The following is a 15,843-nucleotide window of genomic DNA, read 5'->3' as shown; positions in this document are numbered from 1 at the left end:
TTGTCAGCTTGCCGCAATCTGCCCAATGTAACGGATGGGCAAGCTGTGGATCGCTTGCCTGCGTCCTGACGTCCTTTGAAACACCGGCCTTTTTGCCGACGGAGTGTGCCACCATGTCCGACACCGCGCCCTATTATGAAGAAGACCGGCCCCGCCGCAAACCCTGGCTGGCCTATGCGCTGGTGGTGATCGCACTGGTGGCGGTGGCGCTGGTGGGCAAATGGTTTGCGGGCGCGGGGGCGAAAAAGAATGCGCGCTCGGGCCGTCCGGCGGCGGCGGTTGCGGCGGTGCCGGTGGGCCTTGGCGACATGCCGGTGGAGGTGAATGCCATCGGCACGGTCACGCCCATCGATTCGGCCGCCGTGCGCAGCCAGCTTTCGGGCACGGTTTTCGCCATCAAGTTTACCGAGGGCCAGATGGTGCGCGAAGGACAGGTGATCGCCCAGATCGACCCGCGCCCCTACCGCCTCTCGCTTTCCCAGGCCGAGGGAACGCTGGCCAAGGACATGGCGCAGTTGAACTCGGCCCGGCTCGACCTCAAGCGCTATGAAACGCTGGCCTCTCAGGATTCGGTCGCGCGCCAGACGCTCGACACCCAGCGCGCCACGGTGGGCCAGTTGGAAGGCACCGTTGCCGCCGACCGCGCCGCTGTGGGCACAGCCCGGCTCAATCTGCAATATACCGCGGTCAAGGCGCCGTTTTCGGGCCGCATCGGCCTGCGTCAGGTTTCGGTCGGGGCCTATGTCACGCCTTCGGACACGGCGGGCATTGCCACGATCACGCGCACCGATCCCATCGATGTGGCCTTTACCGTGCCGCAGGGGCAATTGAACGCGATCCAGCAGAAGGGCGGCGGCCTGCCCGTGATCGCCTATGATCAGGACGGCAAGAGCGAACTGGCCAAGGGCACGTTCTCGACCTTTGACAACCAGATCGACACCACCACCGGCACGATCAAGGCCAAGGCGCGCTTTGCCAATCCTGCGGCGGCGAAAGCCCTGTTTCCCAATCAGTTCGTCAATGTGAAGATGCTGGTCGATACGCTGCATCAGGTGCCGGTGGTGCCGGTTTCGGCGCTGCGGCACGGCGCGCCGGGCGATTTCGTGTTCGTGGTCGGGCCGGACAGCAAGGTGAAGCTGACGGTCGTCAAGGTCGGCCCCAGCGATGGCAAGAACACCGCCGTGCTTGCGGGCCTCAGCAAGGGGCAGCTGGTTGTGGCCGAGGGCGCGGATGGGCTGGATGACGGCTCGACCGTGCGTCTGGCCGGATCGGGCGGCCCCGGCGGCGCAGGCGGGCACAAGGGCAAGCGCAAGGCCGCCCAATGAGCGCGCCCGTCGAAACCGGCCCGGACATGACGCCGACCGAGAAAATGCCCGGTGGTCCCTCGCGGCCCTTCATCCTGCGCCCGGTGGCCACCACGCTGATGATGATCGCGCTGTTGCTGGCCGGTTTCATCGCTTGGAAGCAATTGCCGCTCTCGGCGCTGCCGCAGGTGGATTATCCCACGATTCAGGTCCGCACCCTTTATCCCGGCGCCAGCCCGGATGTGATGGCGCTGACCGTCACCAGCCCCTTGGAGCGCCAGTTCGGCCAGATGCCGGGCCTGACCCGCATGACCTCGAATTCCTCGGGCGGGGCCTCGGTCATCACGCTGCAATTCGATCTGGGCATGGCGCTGGACGTGGCCGAGCAACAGGTACAGGCCGCGATCAATGCCGCCAACAGCCTGCTGCCGTCCGACCTGCCCGCACCGCCCGTCTATGCCAAGGTGAACCCCGCCGATGCGCCGGTCATTACCCTTGGCGTTTCGTCCAAAACCCGCCCGCTGGGCGAGGTACAGGGGATTGTCGAGCGGCAGTTTTCGAACAAGATCGCGCAGGTTTCGGGCGTTGGTCTGGTCAGCCTGTCGGGCGGGCAACGCCCCGCCGTGCGGATCATCGCCAATGTCGGCGCGCTGGCCACGCGGGGATTAAGCCTTGAAAGCATCCGCAGCGCGATTTCCAACGCCAATGTCAACATGGCCAAGGGCAGCTTTGACGGGCTGACCAAAAGCTGGACCATCGACGCCAATGACCAGTTGGGCAGCGCGAGCGATTACGCCAATCTGGTGATCTCCTATGCCAATGGCGCGCCGATCCGCCTGTCCGATGTGGCCAGCGTCGAGCCGGGCGTCGAAAACACCCGCACCGCAAGCTGGATGAACAAGCAGAGCGCCGTCATCATCGACGTTCAGCGCCAGCCCGGCGCCAATGTCATTGCCACAGTGGACGCGATCAAGGCGGCTTTGCCCGATCTGACCGCGCAATTGCCCGCCGATGTCAAGGTCAAGGTGTTGACCGACCGGACCGAGGGCATCCGGGCCAGCGTCGAGGACGTGCAGTTCGAACTGGTGCTGGCGGTGCTGCTCGTGGTGCTGGTGATCTTCCTGTTTCTGGGCAGCATGCGCGCGACGATGGTGGCGGCGATTTCGGTGCCTCTGTCGCTGGTCGGGGCCTTTGCCGCGATGTGGGCGCTGGGCTTTTCGATCAACAATCTGACGCTGATGGCGCTGACCATCGCCAGCGGGTTTGTGGTCGATGACGCCATCGTGGTGATCGAGAATATCGCCCGATACGTCGAGGAAGGGATGAAGCCCTTTGACGCAGCGCTCAAAGGCGCCAGCGAGATCGGCTTTACCATCATCAGCCTGACCGTCAGCCTGATTGCCGTGCTGATCCCGCTGTTGTTCATGGGCGATGTGGTGGGGCGGCTGTTCCGCGAATTTGCCATCAGCCTCGCGGTGACGATTGCGCTGTCGGCGTTGGTGGCCCTGACCGCTGTGCCGATGCTGGCCGCGCGATGGTTGAGGCCGGAGCATGAGGAGCGCCGCTTTGTCATCGTGGACAAGGCGATGCATCAGTTCGACCGGCTTGCGGCGGGCTATTCGCGCGCGCTGGGCTGGGTCATGGCGCGCAGCGGCCTGACCATGCTGGTCTTTGCCGGATCGCTGGTGGTGACGGCGGCGCTGTTCTGGGCGATCCCGAAAAACCTGTTCCCGACGCAGGACACCGGGCAGATCCGCGCCACGCTGGTCGCCGCGCAGGACATCAGCTTTACCCGCATGGCCCAGTTGCAACAGCAGGTGGCGGCCAGGATGCTGGAGGATCCGGGCGTGGAATCGCTCTCCTCCAGCGTGGGCGTGGACGGGACGAACACCACCGTCAATCAGGGGCGGATGGTCATCAACCTCAAGCCGATCAGCGCGCGGCCCGATCAGGAGGCGATCATGGCCCGCCTGCGCGACAAGGCCGCCGGAGTGCCGGGGGTTCAGCTCTATTTCCAGCCCGTGCAGGATCTGACCATCGACACCGAGACGGGCCTGACGCCCTATCGTTTCGCGCTGCATGGCGCGGATCAGGATACGGTCAACACCTGGGGGCTGAAACTGGCGCAGGCGTTGAAGAGCGAGAGCGCGCTGCGCGATGTCAACGCCCCCGCGCTGGGCCAGGGGCGCAGCGTGATCGTGGATGTGAACCGCGATGCGGCGGCGCGTCTGGGCCTCTCGGTGCTCAGCGTGGACAATGCGCTCTATGACGCCTTTGGCCAGCGGATCATCTCGACCATCTATACCCAATCGAGCCAGAACCGCGTGATCCTCTCGGCCAGCCCGCAGATGCTGTCCGATCCGCAAAGCCTCCAGATGCTCTATATCCCGCTGTCCTCGGGCACGCAGGTGCCGCTGGGCACAATCGCCACGATCCGCGAGGGCACCAGCCCGCTGGTTCTGGCGCGCGAGGGGCAATTCCCCTCGGCCACCATCGGCTTTGACATTGCCCCCGGCGTATCGCTGGGCCACGCGGTGGACCAGATCGAGCAGGTGGCCAAGGATCTGGGCATGCCCTCGTCGCTGACGATGGATTTCTCCGGCTCGGCCTCGGCTTTCCGCTCGGCGCTGGCCAATGAACTGGTGCTGGTGCTGGCCGCGATCATCACGGTCTATATCGTGCTGGGCGTGCTGTATGAAAGCTTTGTCCATCCCGTCACGATCCTTTCCACCCTGCCCTCGGCGGGCGTGGGGGCGCTGATCGCGCTGGCGTTGACCTCCTATGGGCTGGGCGTGATCGGGATCATCGGCATCGTGCTGCTGATCGGCATTGTGAAGAAAAACGCGATCATGATGATCGACTTTGCGATTGCCGCCATGCGCGAGGAAGGGATGAGCGCCGACGAAGCCATCCGCCGCGCCGCCCATCTGCGTTTCCGCCCGATCATGATGACCACCTTTGCCGCGCTGTTCGCCGCGATCCCGATGATCTTCGGGTCGGGCATGGGCCATGAACTGCGCCAGCCTCTGGGCCTGTCCATCGCGGGGGGGCTGATCCTTTCCCAGGTGCTGACGCTGTTCACCACCCCGGTCATCTTCCTCGCCTTTGAAAACTGGCGCGAACGCCGTGCCGCCCGCCGGGGCCGCATGCATGAAGGGCAGGCGGCGTGAACATCTCCGCCCCCTTCATCCGCCGCCCGGTCGGCACGATCCTGCTCACCATCGGTGTGGCGCTGGCGGGAATCGCGGCGTTTTTTCAACTGCCCGTCGCGCCACTGCCCCGCGTTGATATTCCCACCGTGATGGTGCAGGCCAATCTGCCCGGCGCCAGCCCCTCGACCATGGCCAGCACCGTGGCCAGCCCGCTGGAACGGCGATTGGGCACGATTGCGGGCGTGACCGAAATGACCTCGCGCTCCTCGCTGGGTTCGTCTCAGGTGGTGCTGCAATTCGACCTCAATCGCAACATCGACGGGGCCGCCCGCGATGTTCAGGCCGCCATTGCCGCCGCGCGCGCCGATCTGCCCAGCACGCTCAAAACCAACCCCACCTATCGCAAGATGAACCCGGCCGATGCGCCGATCCTGATCCTTGCGCTGACCAGCCCGACCCGCACGCCCGAACAGATCTACGATGCGGTCTCGAACATCGTGCAGCAAAAGCTGTTGCAGGTGAATGGCGTGGGCAATGTCGAACTGGGCGGGGCGGCCTTGCCCGGCGTGCGGATCGAGATCAACCCGATGCAATTGGCCCGCGCGGGGATCGCGCTGGAGGATGTGCGCACCGCCCTGCAATCGGCCAGCGCCAACCGGCCCAGAGGTGTGCTGGAGGGGATCGACATTTCCAAGGGCGGATTGTCGTGGCAGATTTTCTCCAATGCCGCCGCGCTGAAAGCCGCCGATTTTGCCCCCATGGTCATCGCCTGGCGCAATGGCGCGCCGGTGCGCCTGTCCGACATCGCCCGCGTGATCGATGGGCCGGAGGAATTGCGCACGATGGGCCTGTTCAACGGCAAGAAGTCGGTGCCCATCATCATCACGCGCCAGCCTGATGCCAATATCGTGGCCACCGTCGATGCGCTGCGTGCGCAGGTGCCGGGGCTGCAAGCCCTGCTGCCCGCCGACATCAAGCTCAACATTGCCACCGACCGCACAATCACCATCCGCTCCTCGCTGCATGAGGTGGAGATCGCGCTGCTCGTCTCCACGCTGCTGGTGGTGGTCGTGGTCAGCGTGTTTCTGCAAAGCTGGCGCGCGACGCTGATCCCTGCGGCGGCGGTGATCGTCTCGCTGCTGGGCACGCTGGGGGTGATGTATATGTCGGGCTTTCTGCTCGACAATCTCAGCCTCATGGCGCTGACCGTGGCCACCGGTTTTGTCGTCGATGACGCCATCGTGGTGGTCGAAAACATCGCCCGCCATGTCGAGGAAGGGATGAAGCCCCTGCAGGCCGCGCTGCGCGGCGCGCGCGAGGTGGGCTTTACGGTGCTGTCGATCTCGCTCTCTCTGGTCGCGGTGTTTGTGCCGCTGATCTTCATGGGCGGGGTGATGGGCCGCCTGATGCGCGAATTCGCGCTGACCATGACGGCGGCGGTGGGCATCAGCCTGATCGCCAGCTTGACCGTCACGCCGATGCTGGCCGGGCGCGTTCTGGCCGCGCCGGGGACGGAAAAGGACAATGCGCTGTTCCGCCATTCGCGCCGGTTTTTCGACTGGCTGCATTCGCGCTATGCGCGGCGGCTGGAATGGGCGCTCAACCATCGCGGGCCGGTGCTCTTGCTCTTGCTGGGCGCGGTGATTTTGAACGTGTTCCTGATCGTGGTCGCGCCCAAGGGATTGCTGCCGCAGCAGGATACGGGAGCGATGACCGGCGGCCTGCGCGTCGATCAATCCATGTCCTTTGCCGCCACATCCGACAAGCTGACGCAGGCGGCCAACATCATCCGGTCCGATCCGGCGGTGGCCACGCTGGTGGCTTTTACCGGGGGCGGGCGCGCGGGTTCGGGCTTTATGTTCGTCAACCTCAAACCGCGCGGAGAGCGACCTCCGATCAATGACGTGATCGCCCGCCTGCGCCCCAAACTGGCGCAGGTGCGCGGGGTCAGCGTATTCTTGAACCCGGTGCAGGATCTGCAGGCGGGCGGGCGCCAGAGCAGCGCGACCTATCAATACGTCCTCCACGCCGAAAGCGCCCAGATGCTGCGCGAGGCGGGCGACAAGCTGGTGCAGGCATTGAAGGCCCAGCCCCAGGCGATCACCGATGTCGATATCGACCAGCAGGACGCGGGCGCCAGCGCCTTTGTCACCGTCGATCGCAACCGCGCGGCCAGTCTTGGCATCACCATGAACACCATCGACCAGACGCTCTATGACGCCTTTGGCCAGCGACAGGTCGCCTCGATCTATCAGGGGCTGAACCAGTATCATGTGGTGATGGAGGCCGACCCCATCTATGCGGGCAAGCCGGAGGCCTTGAACAACCTCTATCTGCCGGTGGGGGGCACCTTGTCCTCGTCCACCGCCGCCACCAACGCCAATGCCTCGCTGGGCAACAATGCGGCGCGCGGCAGCGCGGTGAGCGCCACCGCCACCACCCAGATCCCGCTCTCGACCGTCGCGGCATGGTCCAATGCCTCGACCGCCGCCAGCGTCAGCCACACCGACGGCGAGCCCTCGGCCACGATCTCGTTCAACCTGCCGCCCGGCCTCTCGCTGGGCCAGGCCGCGCAGACCATTGCCAACACGCAGGCCAGTCTGGCGCTGCCCGCGGGCGTCCATGGCGATTTCGGCGGCACGGCCAAGGTGTTTCAGCAATCGACCAGTTCGATGCCGCTGCTGATCGCGGCCGCGATCATCACGATCTATATCGTGCTGGGCATTCTGTATGAAAGCGCGATCCATCCGCTGACCGTGCTTTCCACCCTGCCCTCGGCAGGCGTGGGGGCGATCTTTGCCCTGATCGTGACGGGGGGGCAGTTTGACATCATTGCGCTGATCGGCGTGGTGTTGCTGATCGGCATTGTGAAGAAGAACGCGATCCTGATCATCGACTTTGCCATCGAATCCGAACGGTCGCGCGGGCTTTCCTCGTTCGAGGCGATCCGCGAGGCAAGCCTGTTGCGCTTCCGCCCGATCCTGATGACCACGCTGGCCGCTGCGCTTGGGGCCTTGCCGCTGGCCATCGGCTTTGGCGACGGGGCCGAATTGCGCCGCCCGCTGGGCATTGCCATCGTGGGCGGATTGATCGTCAGCCAGATGCTGACGCTGCTGACAACGCCTGTGGTCTATCTGGCGCTGGACAAATGGCGCCGCCGCTCTCCCCATGAACATCTGCTGGCCCGCCATGGTGATTTGGAACCGGGCGCTGAACCTTTGGAAGCCTGATATGATGAAGCGTTCCCTTTTGGCTCTTGCCACCGCCCTGTCTCTGTCGGCCTGCAGCATGGCGCCCAAATACCATGTGCCGACCAGCGCCGCGCCATCCGCCGCCTTCAAGGCCGACGCCGGATGGGCGCCCGCCATGCCCGCCGATGATGTGGCCAAGGGGCAATGGTGGCGCCTGTTTGGCGATCCCGTGCTGAACGGTCTGGAGGAAAAGGTCGAGGTGACCAACCAGAACGTCGCCTATTACCGCGCCGCCTATGCCCAGGCCGAGGCGGTGGTGCGCGCCAACCGCGCCGCACTCTTCCCCACCATTTCGGCCAGCGCCAGCGATACACGCAGCGGCACCTTTGCCGAAAACGCCACCGGCACCACCACCGGATCGGGCGGCAGCGTGACCCGTACCGGCACCACCATTTCCGTCACCGGCAGCGCCAGCTGGACCCCCGACATCTGGGGCAGGCTGGCCGATACCACGCGCCAATCCAAGGCGCAGGCGCAGGCCTCGGCGGCCACGCTGGCCAATGCCACGCTTTCGGCCCGCGGGACCCTGGCCACCAATTATTTCCAATTGCGCGGGATCGACGCGCAAAAGGCGATGCTGACCGAGACGGTCGCGGCCTATCGCAAATCGCTGGAGGTGACGCGCAACAAGCTGGCCGTCGGCACGATCAGCGAGGCCGATGTGCAAAGCGCGCAGGCCACCCTGTCGAATGCCGAGGCGAATTTGCGCGATCTGGAGCGGCAGCGGGCATCCTATGAGAATGCCATTGCGGTGCTGGTTGGCGAAAATCCCTCCACCTTTCGTCTGGCTCCGGCGGCGTGGAATCCGGCCATTCCCGCCGTGCCGGGGGTGATGCCGGGCGACATCCTGCAACGCCGCCCCGATATCGCCAATGCCGAAAGGCTGGTGGCCGCCGCCAATTCGGCCATCGGCATCCAGCGTTCGGCCTTCTTCCCCTCGATCACGCTGACCGGATCGGTGGGGTCCAATTCGACCACGATGACCAATCTGCTGAGCGCTGCCACCTCGCTCTGGTCGCTGGGGGCCAGCGCGGCCGAGACGCTGATCGATTTCGGCGCGCGGTCGGCCAAGGTGGCGCAGGCCCGCGCGGCCTATAATGCGGCCGTGGCCACCTATCGCCAAAGCGTGCTCAATGCCTTTGGCGAGGTGGAGACCAATCTTTCCGCCGTCACCGCCTATCGCGCGCAGGCGCCCCTTTATGCCACCGCCAATGCCGCCGCAGCCAAGGCCGAAACCATCATCCGCAATCAATATCAGGCCGGCACCGTCGATTTCACCAGCGTTTCCTCCGCGCAATCCACCGCCTATTCGGCGCGCGTTAATCTGATACAGAATACCGTCAATCAGCAGACTGCCGCTGTGGCCCTGATCCAGGCCATCGGCGGCGAGTGGCGGGACGGCGTGGAGATGCACCCCGCCACCCAATGATGGAATGGGGGAATAGTGAAGATACGCGGAATTTGGAGCGCGGTGGCGACACTTGCGCTGATGGTCGGCGCCGCGCCGGTTTTGGCCCAACCCTTGGCGCCGCCACCCCCGGGGCGGGGCACGGTGGCGCTGACCTTTGACGATCTGCCGGGGCTCAGCCTGTTCAACGATCAGGCGTGGCTCGATTACATCAACCGCACCCTGTTGCGCGGATTGCGGCGCAACCATTTGCCCGCCATCGGCTTTGTCAACGAATCCAAGCTGGACGAGGCGGTGCGCGCGCGCCAGATCGCCAATCTGAAACTGTGGCTGGATAGGGGCCACGATCTGGGCAACCACACATTCAGCCATGAATCGCCCAATGATCTGGGCGCGGCGGGCTATATCGCCGATATTGCCAAAGGCGAGCCGGTGACGCGCGAATTGCTGGCCGCGCGGGGCAAGAAGCTGGACTGGTTCCGCCATCCCTATCTGGAAACCGGCGCGCCCGAGGCGGTCAAGCATGCGATCAACGCATGGCTGGGCCAGCATGGCTATCGCATCGCGCCCGTCACGATCGACGCCGATGACTGGATGTTTGCCGAACCCTATGAGGACGCGCTGGCCCGCCATGACGAGGCGCGGCGGCTGCGCGTACGCAAGCAATATCTCGATTATACCGAACGCGCGATCAGTTGGTATCAAAAGGCCTCCGAAGCGCTGTTCGGACGCCAGATCGCCTTTGTCATGCTGCTTCACGATACGCGGCTCAATGCCGACAGCATCGATGAACTTTCCGCCATCCTGAAACGGCGCAGGCTCAAGCCGGTCACGCTGGAGGAGGCGATGCGCGATCCGGCCTACAAGACCCGCGACCCCTATGTCGGCAAGGACGGGATCGAGTGGATGGAACGCTGGTCCTATGCGTTGAAAAAGGGCCTGCCCTGGTCAAGCTGGCAGGATGCGCCCAAGCAGATCGAGGATGAATACAACAAGCTGGAGAATGACCAGCACAAGAATTGAGAAAAGGGCGGCGGCACCAACATGCCGCCGCCCTTTTTGCTCAAGCCTTGTCGAGCATCTTGCCCGCGCTGATTTTCACAAATTCGGCCACCTGCCCCTGCATCATCTTCATCAGGGCGGGCACCTCGAGGCTGCCGCTCAGCCGGTCTTCCTCGATGGTGAGCGAGACCGGGATGCGCGAGCCGAGCGCGGTAATGGTCATGTTCAGCACATAATCGCCCGCCCATTCCGAGGCGAGAGCGCCCCCGCCCGGAATATGCGCGGCCAGCTTGGGCAGACCCACCTCGATGCGGCGCTTGGCCTCTTCGCGGCCAAGGCTGTGGGGGATTGCGATGTCCATCAGAATTCATCCTCGGCAAAGGCCATCAGCGCGCCCTTGCCTGCCTTGATGGCCAGGAAATGGGTGGTCGCCTGCGGCAGGATCTTTTCAAAGAAGAAAGTCGCGGTCTTGATCTTGGTTTCGTAAAACGCCTTGTCCTCGGCGCCGAAAAAGATCTGCAGGCCCGCGATCTTGGTCGCTTTGGCAAAGCAATAGGCCATGCCGACAAGGCCGAGCAGGCGCAGATAATCCGTTGCCGCCGCGCCTGCTTCTTCGGGGTCTTTCAGGCCCTTTTCCGCAATCGTCGCGGTGGAAAGCTGCAGCGCGCCAAAGGCCTTTTCCAGCCCCTCGATCATCTTCTGCATCGGGCCCTCCCCCTTGTTTTCCTCGATAAAGGCCGAGACGGGGTGAAAGAAGCTGCGCAGCAGGCGGCCCATATGCGCGCCCATCTTGCGCCCGACCAGATCGAGCGCCTGAATGCCGTTGGTGCCTTCATAGATCATGGCGATGCGCGCATCGCGCTGATACTGCTCGACCCCGCTTTCGTGGATATAGCCATGGCCGCCATAGACCTGCACCGCCAAACTGGCGCTGTCATGGCCCAGATCGGTGAAGAGCGCCTTGACCACCGGCGTCATAAGCGCGACGAAATCCTCGGCCCGCTGGCGAACTTCGGGATCGGTGGCGTGGCGTTCGGCATCCAGCCCGCGCGCCACCCATGCGCCCAGCGCCCGGCAGCCCTCATTATAGGCCCGCATGGTCAGCAGGTTCTTGCGCACATCGGGATGGACGATGATCGGATCGGCCGCCTTGTCGGGATATTTCGCGCCCGAGAGGCTGCGCCCCTGCAGACGGTCCTTGGCATACCACACGGCGGACTGATAGGCCGCCTCGCCAATGCCAAGGCCCTGAATGCCCACGCCCACGCGCTCGGCATTCATCATCGTGAACATCGCTTCAAGGCCGCGGTGCGGCTGTCCCACCAGCCAGCCGATGGCATCATCGAACTGCATCTGACAGGTGGCGGACGCCTTGATGCCCATCTTGTGCTCGATCCCGCTGGCGCGCACGCCATTGCGCGCGCCCGGATTGCCGTCGGCATCGGGCAGGAACTTGGGCACGAGGAACAGGCTGATGCCCTTCACCCCCTTGGGCGCATCGGGCAGACGGGCCAGCACCAGATGGATGATGTTGCTGGTCAGATCCTGCTCGCCCGCCGAAATGAAGATCTTCGAGCCGGTCAGCTTGTAGCTGGTGCCAAATTTATCTTGGCCCACCGGCTCGGCCTTGGTGCGCAGCAGGCCAAGGTCGGTGCCGCAATGCGGCTCGGTCAGGTTCATCGTGCCCGACCATTCGCCGCTGATCATCTTGGGCAGATAGGCCGCCTTCAATTCATCGCTGGCATAGGCGGCCAGCGCCGTCACCGCGCCCGCGGTCAGGCCGGGATAGAGGCTGAAGGAGACATTGGTGGCGCAGATCATTTCCTCGACCAGCTTGCCCACCGCCTCGGGCAGGCCCTGTCCGCCATATTCGACCGGCATGACAAGGCCGCCCCAGCCGCCCTGCACAAACTGGTCATAGGCCTCCTTGAAGCCCTTGGGCGTACGCACCACGCCGTTCTCATACTGGCAGCCTTCACTGTCGCCCGAAAGGTTGATCGGCAACAGCACATCCTGACAGATTTTGGCCGCTTCCTCCAAAACCGCATCGGTCAGATCGGGCGTAAACTCCTCATGGACCGAGAGCCCGCCAAAGCCGTCATCCTGATGCAATTCGTTGAGCACAAAGCGCATATCGCGCAAGGGGGCGGTATAGACCTGCATAAAACCTCTCCTGTTGTCCCGGCGTCAATTGCGCAGCGGCTTGCCGGTGGTCAGCATATGCTCCACCCGCGCCTGCGTACGGCTATCGCGCACCAGCGTCATGAATTCGCGCAGTTCGAGCGCCAGTAACTGCTCTTCGGTCACGGTGTCCACCACATCGGCATCCCCGCCCGTCAGGACGGTCGCCAGCTTGTCGGCCACCACCTCGTCATAGGGCGTGGCAAGGCCGCGCGCGCGGAAACCCTTGACCGCCAGTTCGAGAGCGGTCTTGCCCCCCGCGCCCGGCAGGCGGAAGACCGGAGGCGCGGGCGGAGCATAGCCCTCGACCATCGAAAGCGCCCGCGCCTTGGCATCGGCCAGCAGGCGGTCGCGGTTCATGGTGATGCCGTCGCCGGGGCGCAGATAGCCGATCTCCTTGGCATTGGCCGCCGATTTGGCGACCGTTGCGGTCGAAATCGTCTCGAAGGCCTTGCCCACCGGCGGCATCGGCCCCTTGGGCGCCTTGGGGTTTTCGGCGGCGCGGACCATCAATTCGCCGCATCCGCCCCAGCCGGGGATCAGTCCCACGCCGCATTCGACCAGACCGATATAGGTTTCGGCATGGGCCTGCACCGCATCGGAGTTGAGGCAGATTTCGCACCCGCCCCCCAGCGCCATGCCAAAGGGCGCGGCCACCACCGGGAAGGGCGCGTATTTCAGAGCCTTATACGCCTTCTGCCCGCCCGCGACCAGCTTCTCCACCTCGCCCCAGGCGGCAATGTTGATGGCAAAGATGGCAAGGCCAAGGTTGGCGCCAGCCGAGAAGTTCGAGCCTTCGTTGTAAACCACCAGCGCCTTGTACTGCTCGGTCACCAGCGGAATCGCCTTCTCGATCAGCTTCATCACCTCGCCGTCGAGCGCGTTCATTTTGCCGGTGAATTCCAGCGCCACCACGCCGTCACCAATATCCCAGAGCGCCGCCGAGCCGCTCTTGAGGATCGGTTTCGAGGCCGCCTTGATGTCCTCCAGCAGCAATACGCCATCGGGCCGGACAATCGCGTGATATGCGCCATCCGCGCCCAGATATTGGCGCTGACCATTTTCCACCCGATAGAACGGGCGGCCATCGGCCATCGTCAGGATCGCGGGAACCTCGCGTCCCTCGGCCTGCAGGCGGGCGACGAAATCGGCGCCTCCAATCCGGTCGATCAATTCAAACGGGCCATATTTCCAGTTATAGCCCAGCTTCATCGCCGTATCGATGCTCAGAATATCATCCGAAGCCTCGCCGATCAGCCCGGCCGCATAGGCCAGCGTCGGACCCAGCACGGCCCACGCATAGGCCCCCACCACGCCCGGCGCGGAAATCAGCGCGCGCAGATCCTTCTGAGCCGCCGAGGGGATCGAAACGGGCTTCTTCGCCTTGGCATACTCGCCCGTGCTCAGGTTGATCGCTTCCTTGACCTTCCCGGCTTCACGGTTGATCCGGTAAAAGCCGCCCTTGCCCTTGCGGCCGGTATACCCATCGGCGATCATTTTCAGGATCAGCGGATGGTCATGGGCGATTCCCTGATAGGGATCATTGGCGGGCAGCGTGCTGGTCAGGCTGGCCTTGAGATAGGGCATGAGGTCAATGCCCACGAGGTCCACCAGACCGAAAATGCCCGTCTTGGGCACGCCCATCGGTTTGCCGCCGATGGCATCGGCATCCTCGACGCTGACGCCCTGTTCAAAGGCCGCATTGATCGCCGCCTGCAGCCAATAGGTGCCCACGCGATTGGCGAGGAACCCCGGCGTATCCTTGGCGCGCACCACGGTCTTGCCCATGGCGCGGTCGGCGAAATCCGACACGCTGGCGACCAGTTCGGGATCGCTCTTTGGCCCGGACACCACCTCCAGCAGGCGCATATAGCGCGGCGGATTGAAGAAATGGGTGATGAGGAAATCGCGGGCAAACGCCTCGCTGCGCCCTTCGATCAGGCGATCGAGAGGGATCGTCGACGTGTTGGACGACACCGCCGTCCCGGTCCGCCGCACGCCTTCCAGCTTTTCATAAAGCGCGTGCTTCAGCTCGATCTTCTCGACAATCGCCTCGATCACCCAGTCGCATTCCGCAACGCGGCCCAGATCATCGTCAATATTGCCGACCTCGACCAATTTGGCCGCCGCCTTGCTCATGAAAGCGGCCGGTTCGGCCTTCTTCAGCCTTTCGACCGCACCAGCGGCCACCGAATTGCGATCATCGGCATCCCGCACGATATCCAAAAGCAGCACCGGCACGCCCGCATTGGCCACCTGCGCGGCGATACCCGCGCCCATAGTGCCCGCGCCGATCACGCAAACCTTGTTGATAGCCATCACACCGCCTCCAGAACTGTGGCGATGCCCTGCCCGCCGCCGATGCATTGCGTGGCCAGAGCATAGCGGCCGCCGGTGCGCTTCAGCAGACTGGCCGCCTTGCCGACGATGCGCGCGCCGGTCGCGCCCAGCGGGTGGCCGATGGCAATCGCGCCGCCGTCGATGTTGACCTTGGCAACGTCCAGACCCAGCTCGCCGATGCAGGCAAGGCTCTGGCTGGCAAAGGCTTCGTTGAGTTCCACCACATCGAGATCCGCGACCGAAATCCCGGCGCGGGCCAGCGCCTTGCGGCTCGATTCCACCGGCCCCATGCCCATGATTTCGGGCGCGCATCCGCTGATCGCCACCGATTTGATCCGCGCCAGAATGGGCAGACCGTTGGCCACGGCATAATCCTCGCTGCACACCAGCACGGCGGCGGCGCCATCGGTGAGCGGGCTGGCGGTGCCCGCCGTGACGGTGCCGGTGGCGGAAAACGCGGGCTTCAGGCCCGCCAGCGCCTCGGCCGTGGTGCCGGGGCGCGGGGTGCCGTCGGCGGTGACGCCGCCCACAGGCACGATTTCATCGGCCAGCAGGCCCGCCGCGATCGCCTCGCCCGCCTTGCGCTGGCTTTCCACGGCAAAGGCTTCCTGTGCCTCGCGGCTGATGCCGAATTTGGCCGCCACGTTTTCGGCCGTATCGCCCATGCCCAGATAGGCCGCGCTCTTCTTTGCCAGCGCCGGATTGGGCAGCGGGTTGAAGCCCATCATCGGCACACGGCTCATCGATTCAACGCCTGCGGCCATGAACACCTCGCCGGCGCCAAGCTGGATCTGGCCCGCAGCATAATGGATTGCGCTCATCGACGAGCCGCAGAAACGGTTGACCGTCATGCCCCCCACCGAGAGCGGCAGATCGGCAATGAGGCCGATCAGGCGGGCAATGTTGAAGCCCTGCTCGCCCTCGGGAAAGGCGCAGCCGACGATCAGATCCTCAAGCGCGGCGGCATCCACCCCGGTCCGTGCGATCAATCCACGCACCACATCGGCGGCCAGATCATCCGGCCGCACCCGCGCCAAAGCGCCCTTGCCCGCCAGATGGAAAGGAGAACGGGCATAGCCCGCGATCACCACATTACGCATCGCACATCCCTTTTTTTTCGAATTCTTGGCCGGGGTTGTAGCACGGGAATCACGCCCCGCACCCTTCTTCTCTAAAGGTGCCTAACTTTCCCTATACGTCAACTG

General features: G+C 64.4%; 9 protein-coding genes. 5 read left to right on the top strand and 4 right to left on the bottom strand.

The window, feature by feature from the left end; genetic code table 11:
• The first annotated feature begins 113 nt into the window (after positions 1–113).
• Genes PQ467_RS03860 through PQ467_RS03840 form a run of 5 tightly spaced genes read left to right on the top strand, consistent with a single transcriptional unit; the run spans position 114 to position 10,138 of the window.
• Positions 114–1,325, top strand: a complete 1,212-nt coding sequence (locus tag PQ467_RS03860) for an efflux RND transporter periplasmic adaptor subunit (protein WP_274175236.1) — start codon at positions 114–116, stop codon at positions 1,323–1,325.
• Entirely contained in the window at positions 1,322–4,474 is a 3,153-nt protein-coding gene (locus PQ467_RS03855; RefSeq protein WP_274175235.1) for an efflux RND transporter permease subunit, read from the top strand. The genes PQ467_RS03860 and PQ467_RS03855 overlap by 4 nt, the downstream gene beginning before the upstream one ends.
• Positions 4,471–7,686 carry an efflux RND transporter permease subunit gene (locus PQ467_RS03850; RefSeq protein ID WP_274175234.1) on the top strand — a complete coding sequence of 1,072 codons (3,216 nt, stop codon included), beginning with the start codon at positions 4,471–4,473 and terminating at the stop codon, positions 7,684–7,686. Before PQ467_RS03855 ends, PQ467_RS03850 begins: the two co-directional genes overlap by 4 nt.
• Before the next feature lies 1 nt (position 7,687).
• Positions 7,688–9,136: an efflux transporter outer membrane subunit gene (locus tag PQ467_RS03845; RefSeq protein WP_274175233.1), complete on the top strand. Its 1,449-nt coding sequence runs from the start codon at positions 7,688–7,690 to the stop codon at positions 9,134–9,136.
• Between the two features lie 42 nt (positions 9,137–9,178).
• A complete protein-coding gene (locus tag PQ467_RS03840) occupies positions 9,179–10,138 on the top strand; it encodes a polysaccharide deacetylase family protein (RefSeq protein ID WP_274175232.1) in 960 nt (319 codons plus the stop codon).
• A gap of 40 nt (positions 10,139–10,178) precedes the next feature.
• Here the strand turns inward: PQ467_RS03840 and PQ467_RS03835 are convergent, their stop codons facing one another.
• From PQ467_RS03835 to PQ467_RS03820, 4 genes are read right to left on the bottom strand one after another with little or no spacing between them, the layout of a single operon-like run.
• A complete protein-coding gene (locus tag PQ467_RS03835) occupies positions 10,179–10,478 on the bottom strand; it encodes a polyhydroxyalkanoic acid system family protein (protein WP_274175231.1) in 300 nt (99 codons plus the stop codon).
• On the bottom strand, positions 10,478–12,280 hold the full coding sequence (locus tag PQ467_RS03830) for an acyl-CoA dehydrogenase C-terminal domain-containing protein (RefSeq protein ID WP_274175230.1): 1,803 nt from the start codon (positions 12,278–12,280) through the stop codon (positions 10,478–10,480). Before PQ467_RS03830 ends, PQ467_RS03835 begins: the two co-directional genes overlap by 1 nt.
• 24 nt (positions 12,281–12,304) lie before the next feature.
• Positions 12,305–14,617 carry a 3-hydroxyacyl-CoA dehydrogenase/enoyl-CoA hydratase family protein gene (locus PQ467_RS03825; protein ID WP_274175229.1) on the bottom strand — a complete coding sequence of 771 codons (2,313 nt, stop codon included), beginning with the start codon at positions 14,615–14,617 and terminating at the stop codon, positions 12,305–12,307.
• Positions 14,617–15,738, bottom strand: coding sequence for a thiolase family protein (locus PQ467_RS03820; RefSeq protein ID WP_274175228.1), 1,122 nt, complete (start codon positions 15,736–15,738; stop codon positions 14,617–14,619). The genes PQ467_RS03825 and PQ467_RS03820 overlap by 1 nt, the downstream gene beginning before the upstream one ends.
• Positions 15,739–15,843: the final 105 nt, after the last annotated feature.

This window comes from Novosphingobium sp. KACC 22771 (assembly GCF_028736195.1).
GTDB lineage: Bacteria > Pseudomonadota > Alphaproteobacteria > Sphingomonadales > Sphingomonadaceae > Novosphingobium.
The sequence above is the reverse complement of the archived record's forward strand: the minus strand, read 5'-3'. Positions and strand labels throughout refer to the sequence as shown.